The sequence below is a fragment of the Vogesella aquatica genome, assembly GCF_028548455.1.
GTDB classification, from domain to species: Bacteria; Pseudomonadota; Gammaproteobacteria; order Burkholderiales; family Chromobacteriaceae; genus Vogesella; species Vogesella aquatica.
This window is the reverse complement of record NZ_JAQQLF010000025.1, coordinates 1-24,317: the sequence shown is the minus strand read 5'-3', so window position 1 is coordinate 24,317 and position 24,317 is coordinate 1. Positions and strand designations below refer to the sequence as shown.

Annotated in this window: 26 protein-coding genes and 1 tRNA gene; 16 read left to right on the top strand and 11 right to left on the bottom strand. The window is 61.1% G+C overall.

The window, feature by feature from the left end:
- Window positions 1-91: 91 nt before the first annotated feature.
- From PQU95_RS16280 to PQU95_RS16255, 6 genes are all read left to right on the top strand, one after another.
- A complete protein-coding gene (locus PQU95_RS16280; protein WP_272752983.1) occupies window positions 92-739 on the top strand; it encodes a TetR family transcriptional regulator in 648 nt (215 codons plus the stop codon).
- A gap of 46 nt (window positions 740-785) precedes the next feature.
- On the top strand, window positions 786-1,688 hold the full coding sequence (locus PQU95_RS16275; protein WP_272752982.1) for an ABC transporter ATP-binding protein: 903 nt from the start codon (window positions 786-788) through the stop codon (window positions 1,686-1,688).
- A complete protein-coding gene (locus PQU95_RS16270) occupies window positions 1,688-2,443 on the top strand; it encodes an ABC transporter permease (RefSeq protein WP_017509849.1) in 756 nt (251 codons plus the stop codon). The genes PQU95_RS16275 and PQU95_RS16270 overlap by 1 nt, the downstream gene beginning before the upstream one ends.
- Window positions 2,444-2,483: 40 nt before the next feature.
- Window positions 2,484-2,729, top strand: coding sequence for a BolA family protein (locus tag PQU95_RS16265; protein WP_017509850.1), 246 nt, complete (start codon window positions 2,484-2,486; stop codon window positions 2,727-2,729).
- 10 nt (window positions 2,730-2,739) lie between these two features.
- The gene (murA, locus tag PQU95_RS16260; protein WP_227302592.1) at window positions 2,740-3,999 is read left to right on the top strand and encodes a UDP-N-acetylglucosamine 1-carboxyvinyltransferase; all 1,260 of its coding nucleotides are present in this window, start codon (window positions 2,740-2,742) and stop codon (window positions 3,997-3,999) included.
- A gap of 199 nt (window positions 4,000-4,198) precedes the next feature.
- Complete coding sequence (locus PQU95_RS16255; RefSeq protein WP_272752981.1) at window positions 4,199-6,178, top strand: methyl-accepting chemotaxis protein; 1,980 nt, start codon at window positions 4,199-4,201, stop codon at window positions 6,176-6,178.
- A gap of 108 nt (window positions 6,179-6,286) precedes the next feature.
- Here PQU95_RS16255 and PQU95_RS16250 read toward each other — a convergent pair whose 3' ends face one another.
- Together PQU95_RS16250 and PQU95_RS16245 are read right to left on the bottom strand one after the other, a co-directional pair.
- Entirely contained in the window at window positions 6,287-6,844 is a 558-nt protein-coding gene (locus tag PQU95_RS16250; protein ID WP_017509853.1) for an adenine phosphoribosyltransferase, read from the bottom strand.
- A gap of 10 nt (window positions 6,845-6,854) precedes the next feature.
- A complete protein-coding gene (locus PQU95_RS16245; protein ID WP_272752980.1) occupies window positions 6,855-8,147 on the bottom strand; it encodes an NCS2 family permease in 1,293 nt (430 codons plus the stop codon).
- Window positions 8,148-8,319: 172 nt separating this feature from the next.
- On the opposite strand from PQU95_RS16245, the gene gmk reads away from it, so the two are divergent.
- The 10 genes from gmk (at window position 8,320) to PQU95_RS16195 (ending at window position 17,196) form a co-directional block, all read left to right on the top strand.
- Complete coding sequence (gene gmk, locus PQU95_RS16240; RefSeq protein ID WP_272752979.1) at window positions 8,320-8,946, top strand: guanylate kinase; 627 nt, start codon at window positions 8,320-8,322, stop codon at window positions 8,944-8,946.
- A 63-nt stretch (window positions 8,947-9,009) separates the two neighbouring features.
- Window positions 9,010-9,216 carry a DNA-directed RNA polymerase subunit omega gene (rpoZ, locus tag PQU95_RS16235; protein ID WP_017509856.1) on the top strand — a complete coding sequence of 69 codons (207 nt, stop codon included), beginning with the start codon at window positions 9,010-9,012 and terminating at the stop codon, window positions 9,214-9,216.
- 2 nt (window positions 9,217-9,218) lie between these two features.
- A complete protein-coding gene (locus tag PQU95_RS16230; RefSeq protein WP_441375284.1) occupies window positions 9,219-11,378 on the top strand; it encodes a RelA/SpoT family protein in 2,160 nt (719 codons plus the stop codon).
- Between the two features lie 4 nt (window positions 11,379-11,382).
- Window positions 11,383-11,589, top strand: a complete 207-nt coding sequence (gene thiS / locus PQU95_RS16225) for a sulfur carrier protein ThiS (protein ID WP_272752978.1) — start codon at window positions 11,383-11,385, stop codon at window positions 11,587-11,589.
- Between the two features lie 19 nt (window positions 11,590-11,608).
- Entirely contained in the window at window positions 11,609-12,403 is a 795-nt protein-coding gene (locus PQU95_RS16220; protein ID WP_026108125.1) for a thiazole synthase, read from the top strand.
- A 127-nt stretch (window positions 12,404-12,530) separates the two neighbouring features.
- The gene (rpsU, locus tag PQU95_RS16215; protein WP_026108126.1) at window positions 12,531-12,743 is read left to right on the top strand and encodes a 30S ribosomal protein S21; all 213 of its coding nucleotides are present in this window, start codon (window positions 12,531-12,533) and stop codon (window positions 12,741-12,743) included.
- Window positions 12,744-12,854: 111 nt separating this feature from the next.
- Window positions 12,855-13,301 carry a GatB/YqeY domain-containing protein gene (locus tag PQU95_RS16210; RefSeq protein WP_017509861.1) on the top strand — a complete coding sequence of 149 codons (447 nt, stop codon included), beginning with the start codon at window positions 12,855-12,857 and terminating at the stop codon, window positions 13,299-13,301.
- Between the two features lie 9 nt (window positions 13,302-13,310).
- A complete protein-coding gene (gene dnaG / locus PQU95_RS16205; protein WP_272752977.1) occupies window positions 13,311-15,092 on the top strand; it encodes a DNA primase in 1,782 nt (593 codons plus the stop codon).
- 68 nt (window positions 15,093-15,160) lie between these two features.
- The gene (rpoD, locus tag PQU95_RS16200) at window positions 15,161-17,086 is read left to right on the top strand and encodes an RNA polymerase sigma factor RpoD (protein WP_272752976.1); all 1,926 of its coding nucleotides are present in this window, start codon (window positions 15,161-15,163) and stop codon (window positions 17,084-17,086) included.
- Window positions 17,087-17,117: 31 nt separating this feature from the next.
- Window positions 17,118-17,196: transfer RNA gene (locus PQU95_RS16195), tRNA-Ile, on the top strand.
- Window positions 17,197-17,995: 799 nt separating this feature from the next.
- On the opposite strand, the gene PQU95_RS16190 is transcribed toward PQU95_RS16195, so the two are convergent.
- The 9 genes from PQU95_RS16190 to PQU95_RS16150 all read right to left on the bottom strand — a co-directional run bounded on the left by PQU95_RS16190 (window position 17,996) and on the right by PQU95_RS16150 (window position 24,185).
- Complete coding sequence (locus PQU95_RS16190) at window positions 17,996-18,325, bottom strand: hypothetical protein (protein WP_272752975.1); 330 nt, start codon at window positions 18,323-18,325, stop codon at window positions 17,996-17,998.
- The gene (locus tag PQU95_RS16185) at window positions 18,322-18,567 is read right to left on the bottom strand and encodes a hypothetical protein (protein WP_272752974.1); all 246 of its coding nucleotides are present in this window, start codon (window positions 18,565-18,567) and stop codon (window positions 18,322-18,324) included. Before PQU95_RS16185 ends, PQU95_RS16190 begins: the two co-directional genes overlap by 4 nt.
- Window positions 18,564-19,319 carry a hypothetical protein gene (locus PQU95_RS16180; RefSeq protein WP_272752973.1) on the bottom strand — a complete coding sequence of 252 codons (756 nt, stop codon included), beginning with the start codon at window positions 19,317-19,319 and terminating at the stop codon, window positions 18,564-18,566. The genes PQU95_RS16185 and PQU95_RS16180 overlap by 4 nt, the downstream gene beginning before the upstream one ends.
- On the bottom strand, window positions 19,316-22,195 hold the full coding sequence (locus tag PQU95_RS16175) for a DUF927 domain-containing protein (protein WP_272752972.1): 2,880 nt from the start codon (window positions 22,193-22,195) through the stop codon (window positions 19,316-19,318). Before PQU95_RS16175 ends, PQU95_RS16180 begins: the two co-directional genes overlap by 4 nt.
- Entirely contained in the window at window positions 22,192-22,506 is a 315-nt protein-coding gene (locus PQU95_RS16170) for a hypothetical protein (protein ID WP_272752971.1), read from the bottom strand. Before PQU95_RS16170 ends, PQU95_RS16175 begins: the two co-directional genes overlap by 4 nt.
- Before the next feature lie 10 nt (window positions 22,507-22,516).
- A complete protein-coding gene (locus PQU95_RS16165; RefSeq protein WP_272752970.1) occupies window positions 22,517-22,900 on the bottom strand; it encodes a hypothetical protein in 384 nt (127 codons plus the stop codon).
- Window positions 22,897-23,076, bottom strand: coding sequence for a hypothetical protein (locus PQU95_RS16160; protein ID WP_272752969.1), 180 nt, complete (start codon window positions 23,074-23,076; stop codon window positions 22,897-22,899). The genes PQU95_RS16165 and PQU95_RS16160 overlap by 4 nt, the downstream gene beginning before the upstream one ends.
- Window positions 23,077-23,366: 290 nt before the next feature.
- Window positions 23,367-24,026 (bottom strand): KilA-N domain-containing protein, encoded by a 660-nt coding sequence (locus PQU95_RS16155; protein ID WP_272752968.1) that lies wholly within the window; start codon window positions 24,024-24,026, stop codon window positions 23,367-23,369.
- A 9-nt stretch (window positions 24,027-24,035) separates the two neighbouring features.
- The gene (locus PQU95_RS16150; RefSeq protein WP_272752967.1) at window positions 24,036-24,185 is read right to left on the bottom strand and encodes a MerR family transcriptional regulator; all 150 of its coding nucleotides are present in this window, start codon (window positions 24,183-24,185) and stop codon (window positions 24,036-24,038) included.
- Between the last annotated feature and the right edge of the window lie 132 nt (window positions 24,186-24,317).

Here is a 24,317-nt window from a genome sequence, read left to right as displayed (position 1 = left end):
ATACATTCACGTATGTATGTAAACAAACAGTACTGCAGACGCCGCTGTTTGTCGCTATCCTTACGCCCGCTTTGATACCCCTTTTATCGATATGGCCAGAAGAACCCGCGAAGAAGCCGAACAAACCCGCCAGCTGCTACTGGATACCGCCGAAAAGGTATTCTGGGAGCAAGGCGTGGCCGCCACCTCGCTGACCGACATTGCTGCGGCAGCGGGGCTGACGCGTGGTGCAATCTATTGGCACTTTGCCAACAAGCTGGACCTGTTCAATGCGCTATGCGACCGCATCGTACCGGCGCTGGAAATCATCGACGGTATCTTGCTGGATACGCATTACAACCCGGCAGCGCGGCTGTGGCGGCACGTGCACGCCATGTTCGACCTGCTGTACCACGACCAGCGCATGCGCCGCATCTGCGCTATTCACCATATTGGCTGCGAACAGGTGGGCGAAATGGCGCCGCTGCTGCTGGAACAGCTCAGCTGGACGCAGGAAAAAGAAGCCCAGCTGACGCGGGTACTGGAAGAAGCCGGCCAGCAAGGTCTGCTGCGCCCTGGTGTGGTACCCACCCTGGCCGCCATCGGCCTGCACTCGCTGTACGGCGGCCTGTGCCATAGCTGGATGATCGCCATCGAGAACGACACCATCCACCGCCATCTATCCGCCATGTTAAGCCCTTATTTTGTCGGGGTTTTCCAGGACGACTGCTGGCTACAGGGCGCTGCACCGGCGGCCTGATTGGCGTATACTCCGCGCTTTCCCGCAGACAACACCGCATTTGGCCATGACCCACGCCATCAGCATCGAGTCCGTCAGCAAGCGTTTTGGCAGCTTGCAGGCACTGGATAGCGTCAGCTTCACCGTAGCGCAGGGCGAGTTCTTCGCCTTGCTCGGCCCCAACGGCGCCGGCAAAACCACCCTGATCTCAGCCATGGCTGGCTTGTCACGCCCGGATAGCGGCCATATCCGCATCATGGGGCACGATACGGTAGCCAGCGCCCGCCAGGCGCGCATGACGCTGGGCGTGGTACCGCAAGAACTGGTGTTCGACCCGTTTTTCAGCGTACGCGAGGCGCTGGTCTTCCAGTCCGGCTACTTTGGCATCCGCCGCAACGACGCCTGGATAGACGAGCTGCTGCACAAGCTGGGCCTCACCGACAAAGCCGGTACCAATATGCGCGCACTGTCCGGCGGCATGAAACGCCGGGTGATGGTGGCGCAGGCGCTGGTGCACCGCCCGCCGGTGATCGTGCTGGACGAACCTACCGCCGGCGTGGACGTAGAGCTGCGCCAGAGCCTGTGGGCTTTTGTGCAGGAGCTGAACCAGGCCGGCCACACCATCGTGCTGACCACCCACTATCTGGAAGAAGCCGAAACCCTGTGCAGCCGCATCGCCATGCTGAAAAAAGGCAAACTGCTGGCACTGGAAAACAAGGACAAGCTGCTGGCACACAGTGCCACCCGCGAAATCTCGCTGAAGTTGGCCGCAGCGCTGCCAGCCAGCCTGCAGCCGCTGAAAGTGCGCGAAGCGGATGGCCGCCACATTCTGCAGCTGGCCGATATTGCCCGCCTGGAAGACGTACTGCGCGAGCTCAGGTTGGCCGCAGTGGAAGTGCGCGAGCTGTCCATCCACGAAACCGACCTGGAACAGGTGTTTGTGAAAATGATGCATGGGGGGCGCGTGTGATGCACGGTTTCATGACGCTGTTCAAAAAAGAAATCCTGCGCTTCTGGAAAGTGGCCTTCCAGACCGTCATGGCGCCGGTACTGACCGCCCTGCTGTACCAGCTGATTTTCTCGCACGTGCTGTCGCAGCACGTTGAAGCCTACCCGGGCGTGAGCTATACCGCTTTTCTGATACCGGGCCTGGTGATGATGTCGATGGCACAGAATGCCTTTGCCAACAGCTCGTCCAGCCTGATCCAGAGCAAGATCACCGGCAATATCGTGTTCCTGCTGCTGCCACCGCTGACGGCGCTGGAATTTTTTGGCGCCTACCTGCTGGCCGCCATCGTGCGCGGCCTGGTAGTAGGTGCTGGCGTACTGGCGGTGACGGCCTGGTTTGGCCTGCCGCTACCCAGCCACCCACTGTGGATTCTGGCCTTTGCCGCCTTAGGCTGTGGCGTACTGGGTACACTGGGCATTGTGGCAGGCATCTGGGCCGATAAATTCGACCAGTTGGCCGCTTTCCAGAACTTTATCATCATGCCGCTGACTTTCCTGTCAGGGGTGTTTTACTCCATCAACAGCCTGCCACCCTTGTGGAAAACCGTGTCGCACCTGAACCCGGTGTTCTACATGATTGACGGCTTCCGCTACGGCTTCTTTGGCCAGGGTGATGTCTCCCCCTGGTTGTCGCTGGCTGTAGTGGGGGGCAGTTTTGCCGCACTGGCAAGCTGGTCCTTGTATTTGATCGGTAGCGGCTACAAATTGCGCCAGTAAGCCCGCACCGTTTTTTGACAGCTTTCCTACAGGATTTACCATGGTTAGTGCAGACTATATCCAGAACGTCATCACCTCCACCCTCGCCTGTGAGCACATCCAGGTGCTGGGTGACGATGGTACCCACTTTGAAGCAGTCATCGTCAGCCCCGAGTTTTCCGGCCGCAACCGTGTACAGCGCCACCAGCTGGTCTACAACGCATTGGGGGACCGCATGCGTGCCGAAATCCACGCGCTGTCGATGAAGACACTCAGCCCGGAAGAATGGGCGCAGCAACAAGGCTAAAAAAAACATAATGGAAAAACTGGTCATTCAAGGCGGCAACGGCCCGCTCAATGGTGAAATCCGTGTCTCCGGTGCCAAAAACGCCGCCCTGCCCATCCTGTGTGCAGGCCTGCTGACCGCCGACACGCTGAAACTCAGCAACGTGCCGATGCTGCGCGATGTATCTACCACGCAAAAGCTGCTGCAAGGCATGGGCGTGCGTGTGATGACCGACAACGTGCACGAAGTCGAAATTACCGCTTCGCAGCTGGATACGCTGGTGGCCCCGTACGAGCTGGTGAAAACCATGCGCGCCTCCATCCTGGTGCTGGGCCCCATGCTGGCCCGCTACGGCGAGGCCACCGTCTCGCTGCCAGGCGGCTGCGCCATCGGTAGCCGCCCGGTAGACCAGCACATCAAGGGCATGGTCGCCATGGGGGCCGAAATCTCCATCGAGCACGGCTACGTCAAAGCCCGCGCCAAGCGCCTGCGTGGCGCGCACATCATGATGGACATGGTCACTGTAGGCGGCACCGAAAACCTGATGATGGCCGCCACACTGGCCGAGGGCGTTACCATTCTGGAAAACGCCGCGCGCGAGCCGGAAGTCGTCGACCTGGCCAACTGCCTGGTGTCCATGGGCGCCAAGATCCAGGGCATCGGCACCGACCGCCTGGTGATCGAAGGCGTAGAACGCCTGCACGGCGCACAACACGCCATCATGCCGGACCGCATCGAAGCCGGTACCTTCCTGGTTGCCGGCGCCATGACCCAGGGCCACGTGGTGCTGCGCAACGCCGCACCGCGCGCCATGGACGTGATTCTGGACAAGCTGGCCGAAACCGGTGCCATCATCGAATGCGGTGACGACTGGATCTCGCTGGACATGAAGCGCCGCCCGAAAGCGGTGAACGTGCGCACCCTGCCGCACCCGGCCTTCCCTACCGATATGCAGGCGCAGATGATGACGCTGAACACCATCGCGGAAGGCACCGCGGTGATGACGGAAACCATCTTCGAAAACCGCTTCATGCACGTGCCGGAGCTGAACCGCATGGGCGCCAATATCGAAGTGGAAGGCAATACTGCCATCGTGAAGGGTGTGGAAAAGCTGTCCGGCGCCACCGTCATGGCCACCGACCTGCGCGCCTCTGCCAGCCTGGTGATTGCCGGCCTGGTCGCCGAAGGCGAAACCGTGGTGGACCGCATCTACCATCTGGATCGTGGCTACGAACACATCGAAGACAAGCTCAACGCCGTGGGCGCCAACATTACCCGCAGCAACAGCTAAGCATTGCTTGCACCGCAAAAAAAGCCCCGTCAGGGGCTTTTTTGTTTTTTATCCTGGCCGGGCAGGCAAGCTGTGCACAAAAGTCTAAAGTTTAAGATAGCCACAATCAGCCAGGCAGATGGCCATGACTGCGCTGAATTCATTGCTCAAAGCAGTAAAAAGCCTGAATAATGTTGAATATCTTAAACGAGAATGAAACATGCGCCTCAGCATCAAAACCAAATTGCTGCTCGGTGCCGGGCTGCTGGTCATGGTGGGTTTTGCCACCATTATCGGCCTGAACAGCTGGCTTACCCTGAAGCACGCCCAAAACAGCGTACTGGCGCATGCCCGTACACAAGCCCAAGGCGAGGCCGACAAGCTGCGCATCCTGCTGGAACGCGGCTATACCGCGGTAGAAGCGCTGGCTACCGGCATGCAAGCCCTACCCGGTAGCGCCACCCCCGACATGCGCAGCCTCGCCAGCCGGCAAACACGCGCCCTGCTGGCACAGCACCCGGACGCAGTGGGTATCTTCACCCTGTGGGAGCCTAACGCCCTGGACGGGCGCGACAGCGAAATGGCAGGCAAGCCGGATAACGACGCCCAAGGCCGCGCCGGTGTGTACTGGTTTCGCAAAGATGGCAAGGAAGACGCCGTGTGGGGCGCAGAAGACATCGATAGCGACGAATACTACGCCAGCCCCAAAAGCAGCAAACAGCCGGTGATGACCGAGCCCTACGAAGACCGTGATATCAAGGTGCTGATGGCCACGCTGTCTTACCCCATCGTACGCGACGGCCAGTTCCTGGGTGTCACCGGCATCGACATGGGGCTGGGCAAACTGCAAGCGCTCGCCGCGCAGGTCAAGCCATACGGCGACGGCTTCATGACGATCTACTCCAATAGCGGCATGGTGCTGGGCAGCGCCGACCAGGCCCGCGTGGGCAAAAAAGATGGCAGCGTGCCCGCCGAGGCCATGGCCGCCATCCGGCAGGGTAAAGCTTACGAATACACCGAACAGGACACGCTGCACCTGATTGAGCCGGTCAACGTTGGCCGCACCACCCAGCCCTGGGCGGTACGCATCTCCATCCCGCTGGCCAGTGCTTTTGCCGATACCCGCGCCGCCACCTTGCAAACTGCCGGGCTCAGCCTGCTGGCACTGCTGCTGATCCTGCTGGCGCTGGCGCTGCTGCTGGGCAAACTGGTGGCGCCGCTGGGCCGGCTGCAAAGTGCACTCAGTGAATTATCTGGCGGCGATGGCGACCTCACCCGGCAATTGCATATCAGCGGCCAGGACGAAATCGGCGCTTCCGCCAGCGCCTTCAACCACTTCAGCCAGGCCCTGCGACACATGCTGCTGGACGTGCGCGAGCGTACCGGCCAGGTCAATCAGGCCGTTACCGCCCTGGCCAGCGAAACGGCCGACATCAGCCAGCACTCCAGCCAGCAGGCGCAGGCCGCCACCCATACCGCCGGCGCTGTCAGCCAGCTATCCGGCAGCATCAGCCGTATTGCCGAATCGGCCCGCGCGGCAGAACAAGCCGCGCGCAGTGCAGGTGACGAGGCCGAACAAGTGGCCGACAGCGTGCACAGCACCGCCAGCGAGATTGGCCGCATTGCCGATACCATCCGCGGCATAGGCGGCGTACTGGACGGGCTGGAAAACCGCTCCGAGCAGATCAGCAGCATCGTGCAGGTGATCAAGGACATTGCCGAGCAAACCAACCTGCTGGCGCTGAATGCAGCGATCGAGGCCGCACGGGCGGGCGAGCAGGGCCGCGGCTTTGCCGTGGTTGCCGACGAGGTGCGCAAGCTGGCAGAGCGCACGTCCTCGGCCACGGTAGAAATCGCGGCCAGCATTCGCCAGGTACAGGAAGAAACCGCCGGTGCGGCCGGCAGCATGGATGACGCGATTCGCCAGGTAGAAAACGGGGTGATGCTGGCCGAGCGTGCCGCGGGCTCCATCACGCAGATCCGCAGCCACAACCTGGGCGTACTGGACACCGTAGGCCATATTGCCGCGGCTACCGCCGAGCAATCGGCCGCCAGCCGCAGCATTGCCAGCCACATCGAGGCGATTCACGCCATGACGGCGGATACCGATGCCTCGCTGCTACACGCCAGCGGTGCGGTAGCCGACCTGCAGCGGCTGGCCGGCGAACTGCAAAGCCTGCTGGCGCGCTTCAAGCTGTAAGCACCGGCCAAGGTTGGCCGCAGCCGTGCCGCCATGCCCTGCAGCCAACCCAAACAAAAAAGCCCCGCTTGCTTGCGCAAACGGGGCTTTTGGCCGAGGCCGCAACGGCTAGTGGCCGTCGAACGAGCACACGGTAAACAGCGGGATATCCAGGCCGCGCATCAGGTCGCCACCGCCCAGCTCGGGCAGCTCGATAATGCCGGCCGCTTCCACCACGTCCGCGCCCAGGCGCTGCAGCAGTTTGTAACCGGCCATCATGGTACCGCCGGTAGCGATCAGGTCGTCGATCAGTACCACACGGTCACCCGGTTTCACCGCGTCGGTGTGCATTTCTACCGTCGCGTTGCCGTACTCCAGCTCGTACTCTTCCGCCACCGTGGTGTAGGGCAGCTTGCCCTTTTTGCGGATAGGCACAAAGCCGACATTCAGCTCGTAGGCCAGCACCGAACCGATGATGAAACCACGCGCGTCCAGGCCCGCCACCATATCGATCTTCTCGCCCATATAACGGTGCACGAAGATGTCGATCAGCATGCGGAAGGTCTTGGGGTTCTGCAGCAGCGGGGTAATATCGCGGAACATCACCCCCTCGCTCGGCCAGTTCGGCACGGTGCGGATCCAGCCCTTCAGATAGCGCGAATAGTCCAGGTTACTCAGGTTTTCCATGCTGTCTGCCTTAGTGGAAGAACGCCAGCTTCACTACCCACAGGCCGGCAATCACCAGTACTGCAGGCTTCAGGTCGGCAAAACGGCCAGCCAGGATCTTGATCACGGCGTAGCTGATAAAGCCAAAAGCGATACCGTCAGCAATCGAGAAGGTAAACGGCATGGCCACCGCAGTCATCACCGCCGGGGCGGATTCGGTCAGGTCATCCCAGTTGATCTCGGCCAGGCCACGCGTCATCAGCACGGCGACATAGCACAGTGCAGGTGCGGTAGCGTAAGCCGGTACGGTCTTGGCCAGCGGCGAAATCCACAGGCAGGCCAGGAACAGGATGGCCACCACCAGCGCGGTCAGGCCGGTACGGCCGCCTACGGCAGTGCCGGCAGCCGATTCGATATACGCGGTGGTGGACGAGGTGCCCATCACGGCACCGGCAGTGATAGCCACCGAGTCGGCCATCAGCGCGCGCTTCAGGCGTGGCAGCTTGCCGTCTTTGTCCAGCAGGCCGGCACGGTGCGACACACCTACCAGGGTACCGGTGGTATCAAACAGATCGACAAAGAAGAACACGAAAATCACGCCCAGCAGGCCGGCGGTCATGGCGCCTTGCAGGTCCATTTTCATGAAGGTCGGCGCGATGCTCGGCACCGGGGCAAAAATGCCTTCAAAGTTGGACAGACCCAGCATGATGGACAGTGCCGTCACCGTCAGTACGCCAATGATGATGGAGCCGTGTACCTTGCGGTACTCCAGCGCCACGATGATGAAGAAGCCCAGAATGGCCAGCAGCACTTTCGGGTCGTGCATATTGCCCATGGTCAGCAGGGTGGCCGGGTGATCCACTACCACACCGGCGTTTTTCAGCGCGATGATGGCCAGGAACAGGCCCACACCGGCCGAAATGGCAAACTTCAGCGACTGGGGAATGGCGTTCACGATGGCTTCGCGCACCTTGAACAGGCTCACCGCCAGGAACACGATACCGGAAATGAACACGGCACCCAGCGCCGCTTCCCACGGCACGCCCATGCCTTTTACCACGGTAAAGGTAAAGTAGGCGTTCAGGCCCATACCCGGTGCCAGCGCGATCGGGTAGTTGGCCACCAGCGCCATGATGGCGGTACCCAGCGCGGCGGCCAGGCAGGTAGCAACAAACACGGCGTTGAAATCCATGCCGGTAATCGACAGGATGGCCGGGTTCACGATAACAATGTAAGCCATTGTCAGGAACGTGGTGAAACCGGCAATGACCTCGGTCTTGACGTCGGTGCCGTGCTCTTTAAGCTTGAAGAAGCTTTCTAGCATGATGACATGCCCTCCCCTCGTCTTTTGAGACGTAACTGTTTGAAAAACGCGCGATTTTAACCTGAAACGCTTGTTTGTTGCGCTGCAGTTTGTCTGCGGCAAGCCCTGCTTAACCACAACAGCGCCTTGTGGTATCCTGAAATATTGCTCAAGTTAGTTAGGAAGCGCTTACATGACGTCAGCCCAAGGCTCGATTTTTATCGTGGTGGCCCCTTCCGGCGCCGGTAAAACCTCGCTGGTGGCCGCACTACTGCAGGCTGAACCCGGCGTAGAGCTGTCGGTTTCCTATACAACCCGCGCCCCGCGCGAAGGCGAAGTCGACGGCAAGAACTACCATTTTGTCGACCGCGCCGCCTTTGAAGCCATGATCGCCGCCGGCGACTTCCTGGAATACGCCGAGGTCTACGGCAACTACTACGGCACCAGCGCCCGCTGGCTGCGCGACAGGTTGGCCGCAGGCCACGACATCCTGCTGGAAATCGACTGGCAGGGCGCACGCCAGGTGCGCAAGGTCTTTGGCGAAGCTGTGGCGGTATTCATCCTGCCGCCGTCACTGCCGGTGCTGGAGGCCCGCCTGCGCGGCCGCGCCACCGATAGCGAAGAAGTGATCCAGCGCCGTCTGTCCGAGGCACGCATGGAAATCGACCAGGTTGCCGAATACGACTACCTGATCGTGAACGATGATTTCGACCAGGCCCGCCTGGACCTGATCAGCGTGATCCGCAGCCAGCGCCTGCAGGCTGCCCGCCAGCTGCAGCGCCATGCCGACGCCATTGCCGGCATGCAAACGCCGCGCTAGGGCTTTATCCCGATCGCACAATCCCTTATCTTTTTGCTTCACCCTTTGTGAAAGAGACACACCATGGCCCGTATTACCGTTGACGATTGCCTCGACCGCATCCACAACCGCTTCGACCTGACCCTGGCAGCAGCCTACCGTGCCCGTCAGGTAGCCTCCGGTGCCACCGCTTTTGTAGAGCAAGGCCGTAACAAGCCTACCGTTGTTGCCCTGCGCGAAATCGCCGGTGGCCACGTTGGCCGCGAAATCCTGACCCGCCACAAAGGCTGATTCTGCCGATGACCGCGGATAACGCCTCCCCTATCGACTACAACGCCCTCGTTGACGCCGAGGCCGAGGCGTTATTCCTGGCCGCGTCGCGCTACCTGAAGCCCGAAGACGTGCAGCTGCTGCGCCAGGCTTTCATCACGGCACGCGACGCGCACGAAGGCCAGACCCGCAAAAGCGGCGAGCCCTACATCACCCACCCGCTAGCGGTAGCGAGCATGCTCACCGACTGGCGGCTGGATGCCCAGGGGTTGGCCGCAGCGCTGATGCACGACGTACTGGAAGACACCGGGGTCACCAAGCCCACCTTGTCCGACCAGTTTGGCCGCACCATCGCCGACCTGGTCGATGGCCTGTCCAAGCTGGAAAAGCTGGAATACCAGACCAAGGAAACCGCGCAAGCGGAAAACTTCCGCAAGATGGTGCTGGCGATGGCGCGCGACATCCGCGTGATCATCGTGAAGCTGGCCGACCGCCTGCACAATATGCGCACGCTGGACGCCATGCGCGAGGACAAGCGCCAGCGCATTGCACTGGAAACGCTGGAAATCTACGCCCCCATCGCCAACCGCATCGGCCTGAACAAGGTCTACCGCGAGCTGCAGGACCTGGCGTTCATGCACCTGCACCCGCACCGCTACCACGTGCTGTCCAAAGCCGTGCGCGCGGCACGCGGCAACCGGCGCGAGGTGGTGGACAAGATCCTGAAAGCGGTAAGCCAGAAGCTGGTGGAGGCCAATATCGAGGCCACCATCAAGGGCCGCGAGAAAAACCTGTACAGCATCTACAAGAAAATGCAGGAAAAAAGCCTGTCGTTTTCCGAAGTGCTGGATATCTACGGCTTTCGCATCATCGTGAAAGACAACCCCGGCTGCTACCTGGCGCTGGGGGCGCTGCACAGCCTGTACAAGCCGATTCCGGGCAAGTTCAAGGACTACATCGCCATCCCCAAGGGCAACGGCTACCAGAGCCTGCACACCACCCTGTTCGGCCCCTACGGCACACCGGTGGAAATGCAGATCCGTACCCGCGAAATGAACGCGGTAGCGGAAGCCGGCATCGCCTCGCACTGGATGTACAAATCCGGCCACGCCAGCATCGATGCCGCCAAGCAGCGCACGCACCAGTGGCTGCAAAGCCTGCTGGACATGCAGGCCGAGAGCGACGACGCCGTCGAGTTCCTGGAACACATCAAGATCGACCTGTTCCCCGACGAGGTGTACGTGTTTACACCCAAGGGCAAGATTATCGTGCTGCCGCATGGCTCCACCCCGGTGGATTTTGCCTACGCGGTACACACCGACGTGGGCCACCGCTGTATCGCCGCCCGCGTGAACCACAACCTGGTACCGCTGCGCAGCGTGCTGCGTAACGGTGACACCGTGGACATCATCACCTCCACGCAAACCAAGCCCAACCCGTCGTGGCTGAATTTCGTGCAAAGCGGCCGTGCACGCTCCGGCATCCGCAACTACCTGAAGTCGCTACAGGCGCAGGACGCCATCCAGCTGGGGCAAAAGCTGCTGCGCCAGGCGGCCAGTGCGCTGTCGGCCTTCGAGCCGGACATCACGCCCGAGCTGGAAGAGGCACTACTGGCACGCCTGGGCGAACGCAACCGCCGCTTCAGCGACATCCTGGCCGACATCGGCACCGGCAAACAGCTGGCCGCCGTGGTGGCGCGCAAGCTGCTGGAACTATCCGGCCAGCAGGCACAGCAGGCCGCGCTGGGCCCGATTGCCATCCGTGGCAACGAAGGCGCAGCCATCCACCTGTCCAGCTGCTGCAACCCGATACCGGGCGACCAGATCGTCGGCATTGCCAAGAAAGACCAGGGCCTGCTGATTCACCGCGGCAGCTGCCATAACGTGCAGCGCGTGGAAACGGAAAAGCTGCTGGAAGTACGCTGGGAAACGGTAAAAGACCGCATGTTCGGGGTAAACATCAGCATTCTGGCGTTTAACCAGCGCGGTGCGCTGGCCGACATTGCCGCCGCCATCTCGCACGCCTCGGCCAATATCGAAACCGTCGACACGCAAGACAACCACAGCCAGGACGGCTACATCCACATTCACTTCCGCCTGCAGGTAGACAACTTGCAGCATCTGGAAAAAGTGCTGGCACAGGTTCAGCAAGTGGAAGTCGTCCAGCGCGCAGAAAGACGCTAGCACCATGCCCTGCATCCGCATTAACGGTGAAGACCGCACGCTCTCCGGGCACGTAGACAGCCTGGCCGCCCTGATTGCCGAGCTGGGCCTCACCGGCAAGCGCATTGCCATCGAGCGCAATGGCGAAATCGTACCGCGTAGCCAGCATGCCAACACCCCGCTCACAGAGGGTGATGCGCTGGAAATCGTCGTCGCCGTGGGCGGCGGTTAACTTTAGCAAGGGACCAAGCGTGCAAGACCCATTGATCATCGCCGGAAAATCCTACCAATCCCGCCTGCTGGTTGGCACCGGCAAATACCGCGACTTCCAGCAAACCGCCGACGCGCTGGACGCCTCCGGCTGCGAGATTGTCACTGTGGCCATCCGCCGCGTGAACCTGGGGCAAAACCCTAACGAGCCGAATCTGCTGGACTTTTTGCCAAAAAACCGGTATACACTGCTGCCCAACACGGCAGGCTGCTACACCGCAGACGACGCTGTGCGGACCTTGCGCCTCGCGCGTGAGCTGCTGGACGACCACCGCCTGGTGAAGCTGGAAGTACTGGGCGACCCGCATACCTTGTACCCCAACGTACGCGACACGCTCAAAGCCGCCGAAACCCTGGTGAAGGAAGGCTTCGACGTGATGGTTTACACCTCGGATGACCCCATCGTCGCCAAAGAGCTGGAACAGATAGGCTGCTGCGCCATCATGCCGCTGGCCAGCCTGATCGGCTCCGGCATGGGCATACTGAACCCGTGGAACCTGCAGCTCATTATCGAGCAATCGAATGTCCCTGTGCTGGTTGACGCCGGCGTAGGTACCGCCTCGGACGCAACCATCGGCATGGAGCTGGGTTGCCACGGGGTACTGATGAATACCGCCATTGCCGCCGCACAAGACCCTGTGCGTATGGCACTGGCCATGAAACTGGGCGTCCAGGCCGGTCGCGAAGCGTACCTGGCCGGGCGTATGCCTAAACGCTTTTATTCGGCGACACCGAGTTCGCCACGTGAGGGGGTGATTTCTTCCCGTTCGGGATGATGCGCAGTGCACACTAATACCCGTTGCCACGCATCTGGCTTTTACAAAAGCTACAACGTTGTTTAGAATACTCATTTTCCTCGAGGCAGAAATGCCTCAAGCCAAAAGATTTAAGGACCTCAGCTAAATGCCGACTATCCGCGTTAAAGAGAACGAACCGTTTGAAGTTGCCATGCGTCGCTTCAAGCGCGCTATCGAAAAAACCGGTCTGCTGACCGAACTGCGCGCACGCGAATTCTACGAGAAGCCAACCGCTGAACGTAAGCGTAAAAAAGCTGCTGCCGTGAAACGCCACTACAAGCGTATCCGTAGCCAAATGCTGCCACCGAAGCTGTTCTAAGCTTTACGGTAGCAAGCACAAGACCGCAGGCCCGCCCTGCGGTTTTGCCATTTATGCGCTGGCTGCAGCCTTGCTGCGGCCAACCTTACCCCACCACGCACGGATCCCATCATGAGCCTGAAAGCCCGCATCTCCGAAGACATGAAAACCGCGATGAAAGCCCGCGAAACCGACCGTCTGGCAGCCATTCGCCTGCTGATGGCGGCCATCAAGCAAAAAGAAGTGGACGAGCGCGTGGAGCTGGACGACGCCGGCATCACTGCCGTGGTGGACAAAATGCTGAAACAGCGCCGTGACTCCATCACCCAGTACGAAGCCGCCCAGCGCCAGGACCTGGCCGATAAAGAAAAAGCCGAAATGGCCGTACTGACCGCCTACCTGCCACAGCAGCTGACTGCCGAAGAAATCGACGTGATGATCGACGGCGCCATCGCCGCCAGCGGCGCGGCCGGCATGCAGGACATGGGCAAAGTCATGGCCCTGCTGAAACCGCACATGGCCGGCCGTGCCGACATGGGCGCCGTGTCTGCCCGCATCAAAGCCAAGCTGGCCGGCTAAGCCCGCCGGATGATCCCGCAGGACTTCATCGATCAGTTACTCTCCCGCGTCGACATTGTCGACGTGGTGGATCGCTATGTCCCGTTGAAAAAAGCAGGCCAGAACTACATGGCCTGCTGCCCGTTCCACAAAGAAAAATCCCCGTCTTTCACGGTTAGCCCCACCAAGCAGTTCTACCACTGCTTTGGCTGCGGTGCGCATGGCTCGGCCATCGGCTTCGTGATGGAATACCAGGGCCTGCCCTTTGTGGACGCCGTCAAAAACCTGGCCGAAGGCATCGGCCTGCAAGTACCGCAAGAACGTGCGGCCAACCCCGAGGCCAGCCGCGCCGCGCGCGAAAAGCAGCTGTCGCTGGAAAGTGCCCTCAGCCAGGCCGCTGCCTACTACAAGCAGCAGCTCAAAAGCGCCGTTAACGCCATCAGCTACCTGAAAGGCCGCGGCCTTACCGGCGAAATTGCCGCCCGCTTCGGCCTGGGCTACGCCCCCGGCGACTGGCAAAACCTGCAAGCCGTCTTCAGCGAGTACCTGAACCCCGCCCTGCTGGAATCCGGCCTGGTGATCGAGGCCGAAGACACAGGCCGCCGCTACGACCGCTTCCGCGACCGCGTGATGTTTCCCATCCGCAACCAGCGCGGCGCCATCATCGGCTTTGGCGGCCGCGTACTGGGCAAAGGCGAGCCCAAATACCTGAACTCGCCGGAAACCCCGCTGTTCGAAAAAGGGCGCGAGCTGTACGGCCTGTACGAAGCCCGCCAGGCTATCCGCCACGCCAATGCCGTGCTGGTAGTAGAAGGCTATATGGACGTGGTCGCCCTGGCGCAATACGGCGTGGAATACGCCGTGGCCACGCTGGGCACCGCCACCACCGGCGAACACGTCCGCAAACTGCTGCGCCACGCCGACCAGGTGTACTTCTGCTTCGATGGCGACAAAGCCGGCCAGAAAGCCGCCTGGCGCGCACTGGAAAACTGCCTGCCGCAGCTGGTAGACGGCAAGGCACTGCACTTTCTGTTTCTGCCGCAAGAGCACGACCCGGACAGCTATATCCGCGAGCACGGCCGCGACGCGTTCGAAGCCGCGCTGCGCGAACAAAGCATCCCGCTATCGGCCTACTTCACGCGCGAGCTCACCGCCAGCGTCGATCTGTCCAGCCCCGAAGGCCGCGCCGAGCTGATCAAGCAAGCCAAACCCTTGCTAGACCAGATAGCCGCCCCCATGTTGGGCTATATCATCAAGAAGCGCCTGGCCGAGCTGGCGCAGATGGAAGTCGACGAGATCGACATGCTGATGGGCCACAGCCGGCCCGAACGCAAAGGCCGGCGCGAATACCGCCTGCCACGCGAATCCACCCGCCCGGCCAGCACACCCATCATGCGCAAGCAGATACGCGACGTATTGATGAACCCGGAATGGGCACTGGCCATACAGATTCGCGAAAACGAGATATACGAAGGCGAAATGGCCGCCCTGGTGGCCATTATCGAAAGAGTACAAGCCAGCGAACAGCTTCCCAGCTGCGCCGTGCTGGCGGAAGGTTTCCGCCATACCGAGCACGAGTCCATCATCGATTCGGTGCTGCAAGACTCACAACTCAGAAGTGAAGAATTCATCAATCCCAACGAGCTGGACCGGGAAAACTTCATGCTGGGTTTTGACAAACTCATGGACCGCTACGATGACGAGCTGGTTTCGACACTGTCTAACAAAGGCTACGAGCACCTGTCGCAAGAAGAACTACAGCTTCTGCGCACCCTGCTAGCCCGCCGCATGCGGCCAACCCCAGCCAGCTGACCGAGCCCCGTACACGTAGTTGTGATATAATCAATTGTTTTTTTCGGCTTTTTCGAGCAGGAAACCAAATGGCGGCATCTCCCGACACCAAGAAACAGAACAACGAACCGGCAACCGAGCCAATGAGCCTGGAAGAGCAGCGTAAACGCTTGCGCCAGCTGATTGCTTTGGGCAAGGAACGTGGCTATCTCACGTATGCAGAGATCAACGACCACCTGCCCGAAGACGTCTCCGACGCCGAACAGATCGAAAACATCGTCACCATGATTGGTGGCCTGGGCATCCAGGTTTACGACGAAGCGCCCGATGCTGAAACCCTGCTGATGTCCGACGCCACCCCGGCCGTAGCGGACGAAGACGCAGTAGAAGAAGCCGAAGCCGCCCTGTCCTCGGTCGACTCCGAGTTCGGCCGCACCACCGACCCCGTACGCATGTACATGCGCGAAATGGGCTCGGTAGAGCTGCTGACCCGCGAAGGCGAAATCGTTATCGCCAAGCGTATCGAAGAAGGCCTGAAGTTCATGATTCAGGCGCTGTCCGCCTGCCCGGGTTCCGTGGCAGAGGTCCTGGCGCTGATCAGCCGCGTGGAAGCCGGCGAGCTGCGCATCGATGAAGTCATCGATGGCATGATCGACCCCGAAGCCGACACCGCGGTAGCCGTCGAGTTTGCCGAGCCGGTGGTAGAAGACACCGAGCTGGACGAAGACGAAGAAGAAGACGAAGAAGACGAAGCTGTCGACGAAGCTGCCGTCAGCGAAGCCAACCTGGAAGAGCTGAAGCAAGAAGCCCTGGCCCACTTTGCCCAGGTACGCGAGCAATACGCCGACCTGCTCAAAGCCCTGGAAAAACACGGCTTCGCCAGCAAACAGTACAACGAAGCCCAGGCCGCCATCACCGAGCTGTTCATGGGCGTGCGCTTCTCCACCCGCCAGATCGAAAGCCTGTGCGAAAGCCTGCGTAGCCGCGTCAACGGCATCCGCAAGCTGGAACGCGAAATCCTGGACATCTGCGTGACCCGCGTACGCATGGACCGCCAGTACTTCGTAAAAAGCTTCCCCGGCAACGAATGCAAGCTGGAGTGGGTTGAAAAAGAAATCGCCAGTGGCAAAGACTGGTCCGACGTACTGGGCCGCTTCAAATACGCCATTATCGAGAAGCAGACCAAGATCGCCGATATGCAGCAGAAATCCATGCTGAGCATCAACGATCTGAAAGAGATCAACCGCCAGATGTCGTCGGGCGAAACCAAAGCCCGTCTGGCCAAGCGCGAAATGATCGAGGCCAACCTGCGTCTGGTGATCTCCATTGCCAAGAAATACACCAACCGCGGCCTGCAGTTCCTCGACCTGATCCAGGAAGGCAACATCGGCCTGATGAAGGCGGTGGACAAGTTCGAATACCGCCGTGGCTACAAGTTCTCCACCTACGCTACGTGGTGGATTCGCCAGGCCATTACCCGCTCCATTGCAGACCAGGCACGTACCATCCGTATTCCGGTACACATGATCGAAACCATCAACAAGATGAATCGCATCAGCCGCCAGATCCTGCAGGAAACCGGCCGCGAGCCGGACCCGGCCGAGCTGGCCGAAAAAATGGAGATGCCGGAAGACAAGATCCGCAAGATCATGAAGATTTCCAAAGAGCCTATCTCGATGGAAACCCCGATCGGCGACGACGACGACAGCCATCTGGGCGACTTCATCGAAGACTCGGTGACCGTAGCCCCGGCCGAAGCCGCCATGTACGCCAGCCTGCGCGACGCCACCAAAGAAGTACTGGACTCGCTCACCCCGCGTGAAGCCAAGGTACTGCGCATGCGTTTCGGCATCGACATGAACACCGACCACACGCTGGAAGAAGTAGGCAAACAGTTTGACGTAACGCGCGAGCGTATCCGCCAGATCGAAGCCAAGGCCCTGCGCAAGCTGCGCCACCCTACCCGCTCCGAGCGCCTGCGCAGCTTCCTGGACAACGAACCGGGTAACCAATAAGCAAATTATTTGCTATAATTGACCCCCTTCAGGGCCTCTAGCTCATGCCTGGTTAGAGCAGCGGACTCATAATCCGTTGGTGCCGGGTTCGACTCCCGGGGGGCCCACCAAAGAAAACAAGGACTTGCAGCACATGCTGCAGGTCCTTTTTCTTTCCCTTTTCTCCGTGTAGGCACCATGTAGGCAGCAGGATGAATTTCGGCTGCTGAGACCTCAACATTTCTCAACATCTACCCCACCTACTGGGCTCGCGGTACTAGCTTTTACTAACAGGCTGGCACCTCAACCCCACGCCCTGTTTGGCACTCAGCCGCAAGATACCCCGCGTATCGCCATTTCAGGTTTTATCAGGTTCTTCCCTGCTTATCCGCGCCTCCGGGATTCTCCGTAATTGCTCGACCATCACTGTTAAACCGCTGTTAATCCGTGGCCCAGATTGTTAAACCGTCAACACGCCCCGGGCGATTCTGCACGCATTCAAAGCTATGCCCGGTAAGGACAGGCGCCGGATGCATGCCGCTGCCGGCAGGATGTTAAAGGCTGTGAAACGGGGAAAAAATCCGCACGTGGGAATACGGGCGGTCTAGAGGGGCGGGCATCACAAGGTTTCGATACCCCCCCTCCCTTCCCTACCCTGGGGGGCAAGGCACTGCCAGCCGCGAAGGTGGCCACGGCAAGGCGTATTGCTTTGATACGTTCGTAGTGCTTCGCTACGCCGTAGCCACCTACACCAGCCGGCACGTTACGTTATGTCACGGTTGGCGATAGGAAGATGCAGCCTTAGGTTTTCTTAGGTTGCTCGATACCTGAGCATTTCTTAGCCAGGCGCGGCGTATCGGCACCTCAACATTTCTCAACAGGGCAAACGCCATTTCTGGCGCCGGCGGTGCCTCCTCACACGGGGCAGTGCTATGCTTCCTCTCGGGCATGGCTGACCACCGGAAAGACGGCTGCCGGGTGATGCTGCTGGTTCACACCAGCGGACAACGAGGATGAGGACACCGCCGCACCTTCAGCCATGCCCACTACTGGCACCGCTTCATGCTCACGCCCTGTGATGTGACACCATAGCGCCAGCAGCGCCATGCCATCGCTGTGCCTCGGTTCTGAGCCATGCTTGCTATAGCGGCAAAGCTTGTCACGGCTCACCCCTGTTTCTGTGCATATGTCGCCGTAACTGATACCGGCATGAGCAATATCCGCAATCACTTGCGGCCAATCCACACACGGCGCAGTCATGCGCTCCCCTCCTCGTTCCTCGTGCTGTACTGCTTCACCATGCGCCGGCCCTTGTCGGCGGTACGCTCTACCATCACCACGGACACCTCCCCCTGCCGCGCCAGCCTGGCCAGCGTGGCGGATAGCTCGGACAGCTCACAGTGGCCCGGCAGGTAGTGCTGTATCTGGCCCAGCGTCAGGCCGCGCCCAACATCCACCAGCAGGGCCAGCACGTCACCGGCCAGCCCCTTGCGCTGCTTCATGCGGCCAACCTTCCTTGCCCAGCCTCCCACCCGCAATGCCCCACGATATGCCAGCGGCTGTAATCGGCATCGCCGGGGATGTTGGACACCCGCCAAGGCTTATACCGCTTAGCACAGATACCTATGGTGCGGCTGGCCCTTGGCGCTTGCTTCACGCTCACCAGCGACAGCGCCATGGTGCGGTCATCGGTAGTGGTCAGTTCGCCCCGCCAGTGGCGGCAGGCCAGGCACTGGTTATCTGCTGCGGCCAACTGTTCGGCCTGCTTGCGCGGTACGCCGCCGTCGTACTCCATGATGGCGGCCCGCTCCTCGATGGCCTCGCGGACGTTGTGCCAGCGGTCGATATGCGCCAGCCAGCCGGCCCGGATGGTATCGGCGTCACACTCACCGGACACCAGCTGACGGCGGATGATGGCCAGGTGTTCGGCCTGCAAGTCTTGCGGCCAACCTTCCAGCGTGGCGACCCGCGACACCAGCCCGGGTAGATCATCAGGGATGGGGTGGCCGGTGTCGGCATCGTTCGCCGCGACTGCCGGGGTATTACCCCCGGTTTCAGTCGTTTTTCCGGGTGACTGTTTTTTGGTGGGTACAGTGGGTACAGTGGGTACAAACCCCTGAAACCCTTGCTGGGTAAGGCTTTCAGCTGTACCCACTTTTGTACCCACTTCTATTTTGTACCCACTTTTTGCAGACAGCGCGGGGTTTTGGGCCGTGTGCTGCAGGCTGGTGGCCAGCCAATCGGGGATGCTCATTCGTCGCCCTCCAGTGCTGCGCTGGTCAGGATGTACACGTTTACCTTGGCAGAATTCAACGCTTTGATACGCTTCTGCCGGGTATTTCTCCGCTTATTGCCCTCGATGTCGCCGGCCAACATCCAGCCGGCGCCAATCAGGGAGCGGGCAGCGGCCAGGGGCTGAAACCCCTTGCAAAGCTCTTTCTTGAACGGCTCCGACAGCACCCAGAATTGCAGCTCGCCGGCCTCGTCGGTGTAACGGAAGCCTGCCCGGTTGTGGTGGCGTGACATAGATTCTGGGTCTGCATCATGGTCAGGGAAGCGGGTAGAACCGTGCGCCTGCATGAAGGCGGCCACCTGGGCGAACAAGGCGCGATCATCAGCAGCCAGGCCGGTGTTGTTCTCGGCCAGCCATTCACGGAAGCACTGCCGGGCGGCGCGGTACGCTTCACCAGGTGCCCAGCCTGTCACGCCGTAGCGGGTGGCCAGCTCACCGGCAAAGGCCACCAGGGCGAAGCGGGCCGCTACCCGTCCGATTTCCTCGGCGGCTCCGTTGGGCACACCCAGATTGCTAATGATGGCGGTCACACTTTCGCGCACATCTGCCCGGATGGTTTCCTGTTCGGCCCCGCTGGTCAGCTGCTGCAGGAAGGCTTGCCCGGCAGTGCCGTAATACTGGCGGGTGTGGGCCTTCATGGCATCGGCAAAGGCTTGGCCGTTGGGGTGGTGGTGCAGCTGCTCCAGCGTACCCATACCGGCCCCGGCGTCAGCAGGGATGGCGGGCAAGCGGGCCATCTGGCCACCCTTGGCGGTTTTGCCGGCCTCTGCCATGTGCTGGGCCAGGTCGATTTCGCCGGCAGACAGCAGCATCACGCGCCATGTTTGCGCTGGGCGGTTGCCGCCTTCCTTGGTCATACGGGCCTTGGCCTGGCCGTTGGCGATCAAGTAGGCCGCGCCCCCGGCGTCTGTCGCGGCGATCTGGGCGAGTTCGTCCAGTATCAGTAGGCCATCGTTACGGCCAAGGCAAAGCGCCTCCAGGCCGTTCTGTGTGGTGCGCCACTTCTTGGCGAAGCGGTCAGGGCTGCCCCATACGCTGGCGGCAGGGTCCAGCAGCGTGGACGTTTTGCCCTTGCTGGTGGTGCCCACGAAGTGGAAGCCCCCGCCCGACTCGCCAGCCATGTCTGCCAGCACACCAGCAAAGGCCACGGAAATGGCAAACACAATGCGGCTATTACCGGCTGCCGGGCCGGCAATGTGCTGCTGCCACTCGGCCAGGGTGCCTGCGTGGTCAAAGTCGCCACTGTCCGCCCCCTGATAGATCACGCCCTCGCCGTCCTGCTCGCCATAGACAGCGGCAGGCAGCACATAGCGCAGATCATGCCAGCCGATACGGGACACGCAGCGCAGGCGGGTGGCGGACTCGGGGCGATGGGTCAGCACGTAATCCACCAGCTTTTGCCGGGCCTTGCCGTTGGTGGAAATGGTCAGCCCACCCCGCGCCAGTTCACGCCGGAATTCTGCCGTGTCGCTGGCGGCCAACATTTCTACCGGGCAAGCCCACTGGTGCGGGTGGCCGTCGTTATCCTGCCAAGCCAGCAGGCGGCCCCAGTTGCTCTGATTGGCGTCGCGGGTTTCGCCCAGAATGTACAGGGGCGAAGACAGCCACCACAGCCTGTTCTTGCCATCGTCGGATGGGTCGCACCAATACACCCCGGAAGGCTGGCCGGGGATACCCTCCGACACGAAGAACGGGGAGTCGCCTTGTGGCGTTTGCGGGCTGATTTCGTCCGAAAAGTGGGTACATTCGGAAGGGGGTACAGAAAAGTGGGTACGGCTATCAGCCTTATCTGGCGCGGGTTGTAGCTGGTTTGTACCCACTGTACCCACTGTACCCACCATTTTTAAGTCACCCCGGAGAATGTGTTTTTTGACCTCTTCCAGCCCGGCCAGCTGGTGCAGATCGTTGTAATCGCTTGGCGCTTTGCCATGCTGCTGGCGGTACTGCTCGGCCTGCTCCTGGGTGAATACCGGCACCACCGAACGGCCACGGCCCTGCAGCAACTCGGCAGCGCGGCTGGCCGCTTTCTGGCCGGTCAGGCTTTCGTCTGTATCACCACACACCAGCACCTGCACATCCACCGGCAGGGCACTGGCCAGCCGGCCCGCGATCGTCACCAGGTTGTGGGCGTTGAAAGCCACCACCACCGGCAATCCCGTGGCTTGGTGCAAGGTGCAGCCCGTGGCCCAGCCTTCACACAGCAGCACGGTGGCCGCGCCCTTGATCTGGCCCAACACCAGCGAGGCACCTTTGACCTGGCCACCCGTCAGGAAACGCTTACCGCCATCGGCACCAATGATCTGCAGGTTCACCAGCTCGCCGCCGTCCCGTAGCGGGATAAGCAGCATGTCGCGCAGCTGGGCCGCGCCCTTGGGCTGGATACCCTTGGCCTGCAGGTAGGTGTGTTCGCTGCTGACAGCATGGCCACGCCCCCACAGGTTGGCCGCTTTCTGCCGGGCTGCGTCCCGCTGCTGCTGGGCTAGCGCCTCGGCCTCTGCCTGGGCTGCCTGCCGGTCGGCCTCGATCTTGGCCCGCTCCTCGGGGCTGGGTGGCTGGTAAGGCGCGGTCGGGCGGTAGCCGTGCTGGATGGCCTCGGCAAACAGGCTGGCAATGGTGATACGGCCAGCGGGCTTAATGCTCTTCCAGACAGATCGTGCTGCCTTGGGCTGGTAGTTGTCGGCGGTGCGGCTCCAGTCATCCCAGATAGGGAAACCGGCCTCGCCCAGCTCCGATTTCACGGCCATGCCGTGCATTACCCACTTGTCGCGGTCGTGGGCGTCCAGGTAAGCCAGTGCTGCGCGGATATCGTCGCCTGGCGCTCGGTACGGGGCATTCATGCGGCACCTCCTTGCGGGTCGATATCGGTCATCAGCTCAATGATGGTGCTGATCTTGTCACGCACTGCAACATCATCAGCCACCGCGCCCGCTGCTGCTGCATAGCAGGCCACCACTACCAGAAAGCCACGCCGGCTATCTGGTGGCAAACCGTTCAGGGCGTCGGCCAGCCAGTACGGCGTTACCGCTTCACCGGCTCGTGCCTGGGCGCGGATACGGTCTAGCACTTCAACAGCCAGGGCCGCACCGCAGCGATACGCCGGCAAGCCGGTGGCCTTGCCCGCTGGCAGGGCAATCAGTTTCTTGTCCATGTTGTTACCTCTACTGCAGGGGCGTGGCAGGCGTAACGGCCTGCTGCTGGGTCAGGGCTTGGGCGAGGGCAGCCAGTAGCGTGCTGGTGTCGCCTACACGCTGAATACGGATGCTGCTGTCAGAAAAGGCAGTAAGGGCGACCGTGGCCACGGGCTGGGTGATACCGGGGCGCTGCAAGGACAAGGCGGCCTGCTTAATCGCCTGCGTTTGGGCAAGGATGCGGCACAGCACGTCCTGCATTGCATCTAGGTCGCCATCGCGCTGGATGCTGACATGGCCATCAGCAAAGGCGGTCAGGGTGATGGCCGCCACCGGCTGGGGCTTCATGGTGATAACAGCTACTGGGGCAAGGGTGGCGGCGACAGTTACGCCGCTGGCGGTAGTGGTGTTCATGCTTTCACCTCCGACACGGTGAAACCCTGGGCAACGGGGGCAATGGCCACGCGCTTGCCTTGCGACACCAGCAGACGCGCCATAGCGCATGCCTGGGCATGGGTCGGTACGGTAGATACAGGAACAGAGAAAACAGGGAACAGGGCGCGAACGACGCGCAGGGCGATGCTAGGCATGGTGGCCTCCATATCTGATAGAGACCTGCTTCCCGACGCCAATCGGGGGTGGCAGGCACGTGGCGGGATTGGCGTACCGGCGATATGGAAACCGGCGCGTGCAAGCACGCTCCCACCACGGCCCGCCATAGAAAAGGGCGCACCAATGGTGTTGCAGACGGACGTAAAAATAGCCGCAAGGCGGCTGTCCGCCATATCGTTCGGGACGCCAATCCCGGTGCCGCTATTGAACGGCACGGGGGCATTATGGCTCGCTGTGGTTTGGTAGGCAAGGCGCATGGCGTGTCACCTCAAGCCGCAAGCATGGGCAAGTCCATGCTCTGACGCTGCTGCTGGGCGAAGGTCAGCAAGGCTGCCTTGCGCTCTTCGTAGGGTATGCCACGGCCCAATAGCACCATGTCTTGTGCCTCCAGCCGCTCCAGCAAGCGCAGCTCCTTGGCGCTCAGCCTGTCACGCTCTATGGGGGCGAAGCTGCCAGCAAATGCCCAGTTGATGAGCCTGGCCTCGTTGATGTAGTGGTGTCTTGCCGTAATCTTGCCGTCTGCCTGTCGGGTCAGGCTCAGCATCTCGCAAACGCCTTTGAAGCGGCTGGATGCTTCAATGCGGAACTTGCGCCAGTCCTCGGGCTGGGCGGTGCCACGGATAAGGCCGTCAATCTGCATGTCACACCAGATGGCCAGCCGCGTATCCAGCCACCGGGAGAAGGCTACCGCCAGCTTCGGGTGCATCCAGGTGCCCCCGTTGTTGCCGCGCTTGGTTTTCAAAAGTGAGCCAGGCTCACATTTGAGCATGTCGGCTAGCGTGGCGATGTACTCACGCGTGCCGTCTTGGTTGAGCCAGTCAACTGGGCGCTTGCCGTACTTCTCCGCAGCTTCTGTGGCATTGAACCAGGCATCAGTAGTGAAGTGCATCGCCTGGCCGTTGAAGTCGGCCTGAATGATTTTGTTCATGGCGACCCCCTATGCGGCAAGCTGGCTGGTGCTGGTCACTGTGCGGCTGTTTTCTTCCAGCCAAGCCAGCACATCGGCCTTGCGGTACATGACACGGCGACCAATCTTGATCATTGCAGGGCCGCCGCCGTGGGTGGCTTTGACTTCCAGCCAGGACACGGAATAACCGATACCGGGCGTGTACTGAATTTTGTGTAAACGGACATTTGGCAGGAAACTGCTACCTAGTCTGGAGGCACAATGAGCTCGAAAAATCACAACGTACCTGACGCACTACTGGACAGCTTGCTG

What these genes read in the sequence shown, in the direction of transcription:
- PQU95_RS16280 (WP_272752983.1), top strand. Translation starts at nt 92, where the DNA reads ATGGCCAGAAGAACCCGCGAAGAAGCCGAACAAACCCGCCAGCTGCTA.
- PQU95_RS16275 (WP_272752982.1), top strand. Translation starts at nt 786, where the DNA reads ATGACCCACGCCATCAGCATCGAGTCCGTCAGCAAGCGTTTTGGCAGC.
- PQU95_RS16270 (WP_017509849.1), top strand. Translation starts at nt 1,688, where the DNA reads ATGCACGGTTTCATGACGCTGTTCAAAAAAGAAATCCTGCGCTTCTGG.
- PQU95_RS16265 (WP_017509850.1), top strand. Translation starts at nt 2,484, where the DNA reads ATGGTTAGTGCAGACTATATCCAGAACGTCATCACCTCCACCCTCGCC.
- murA (WP_227302592.1), top strand. Translation starts at nt 2,740, where the DNA reads ATGGAAAAACTGGTCATTCAAGGCGGCAACGGCCCGCTCAATGGTGAA.
- PQU95_RS16255 (WP_272752981.1), top strand. Translation starts at nt 4,199, where the DNA reads ATGCGCCTCAGCATCAAAACCAAATTGCTGCTCGGTGCCGGGCTGCTG.
- PQU95_RS16250 (WP_017509853.1), bottom strand. Translation starts at nt 6,844, where the DNA reads ATGGAAAACCTGAGTAACCTGGACTATTCGCGCTATCTGAAGGGCTGG.
- PQU95_RS16245 (WP_272752980.1), bottom strand. Translation starts at nt 8,147, where the DNA reads ATGCTAGAAAGCTTCTTCAAGCTTAAAGAGCACGGCACCGACGTCAAG.
- gmk (WP_272752979.1), top strand. Translation starts at nt 8,320, where the DNA reads ATGACGTCAGCCCAAGGCTCGATTTTTATCGTGGTGGCCCCTTCCGGC.
- rpoZ (WP_017509856.1), top strand. Translation starts at nt 9,010, where the DNA reads ATGGCCCGTATTACCGTTGACGATTGCCTCGACCGCATCCACAACCGC.
- thiS (WP_272752978.1), top strand. Translation starts at nt 11,383, where the DNA reads ATGCCCTGCATCCGCATTAACGGTGAAGACCGCACGCTCTCCGGGCAC.
- rpsU (WP_026108126.1), top strand. Translation starts at nt 12,531, where the DNA reads ATGCCGACTATCCGCGTTAAAGAGAACGAACCGTTTGAAGTTGCCATG.
- PQU95_RS16210 (WP_017509861.1), top strand. Translation starts at nt 12,855, where the DNA reads ATGAGCCTGAAAGCCCGCATCTCCGAAGACATGAAAACCGCGATGAAA.
- dnaG (WP_272752977.1), top strand. Translation starts at nt 13,311, where the DNA reads ATGATCCCGCAGGACTTCATCGATCAGTTACTCTCCCGCGTCGACATT.
- rpoD (WP_272752976.1), top strand. Translation starts at nt 15,161, where the DNA reads ATGGCGGCATCTCCCGACACCAAGAAACAGAACAACGAACCGGCAACC.
- PQU95_RS16190 (WP_272752975.1), bottom strand. Translation starts at nt 18,325, where the DNA reads ATGACTGCGCCGTGTGTGGATTGGCCGCAAGTGATTGCGGATATTGCT.
- PQU95_RS16185 (WP_272752974.1), bottom strand. Translation starts at nt 18,567, where the DNA reads ATGAAGCAGCGCAAGGGGCTGGCCGGTGACGTGCTGGCCCTGCTGGTG.
- PQU95_RS16180 (WP_272752973.1), bottom strand. Translation starts at nt 19,319, where the DNA reads ATGAGCATCCCCGATTGGCTGGCCACCAGCCTGCAGCACACGGCCCAA.
- PQU95_RS16175 (WP_272752972.1), bottom strand. Translation starts at nt 22,195, where the DNA reads ATGAATGCCCCGTACCGAGCGCCAGGCGACGATATCCGCGCAGCACTG.
- PQU95_RS16170 (WP_272752971.1), bottom strand. Translation starts at nt 22,506, where the DNA reads ATGGACAAGAAACTGATTGCCCTGCCAGCGGGCAAGGCCACCGGCTTG.
- PQU95_RS16165 (WP_272752970.1), bottom strand. Translation starts at nt 22,900, where the DNA reads ATGAACACCACTACCGCCAGCGGCGTAACTGTCGCCGCCACCCTTGCC.
- PQU95_RS16160 (WP_272752969.1), bottom strand. Translation starts at nt 23,076, where the DNA reads ATGCCTAGCATCGCCCTGCGCGTCGTTCGCGCCCTGTTCCCTGTTTTC.
- PQU95_RS16155 (WP_272752968.1), bottom strand. Translation starts at nt 24,026, where the DNA reads ATGAACAAAATCATTCAGGCCGACTTCAACGGCCAGGCGATGCACTTC.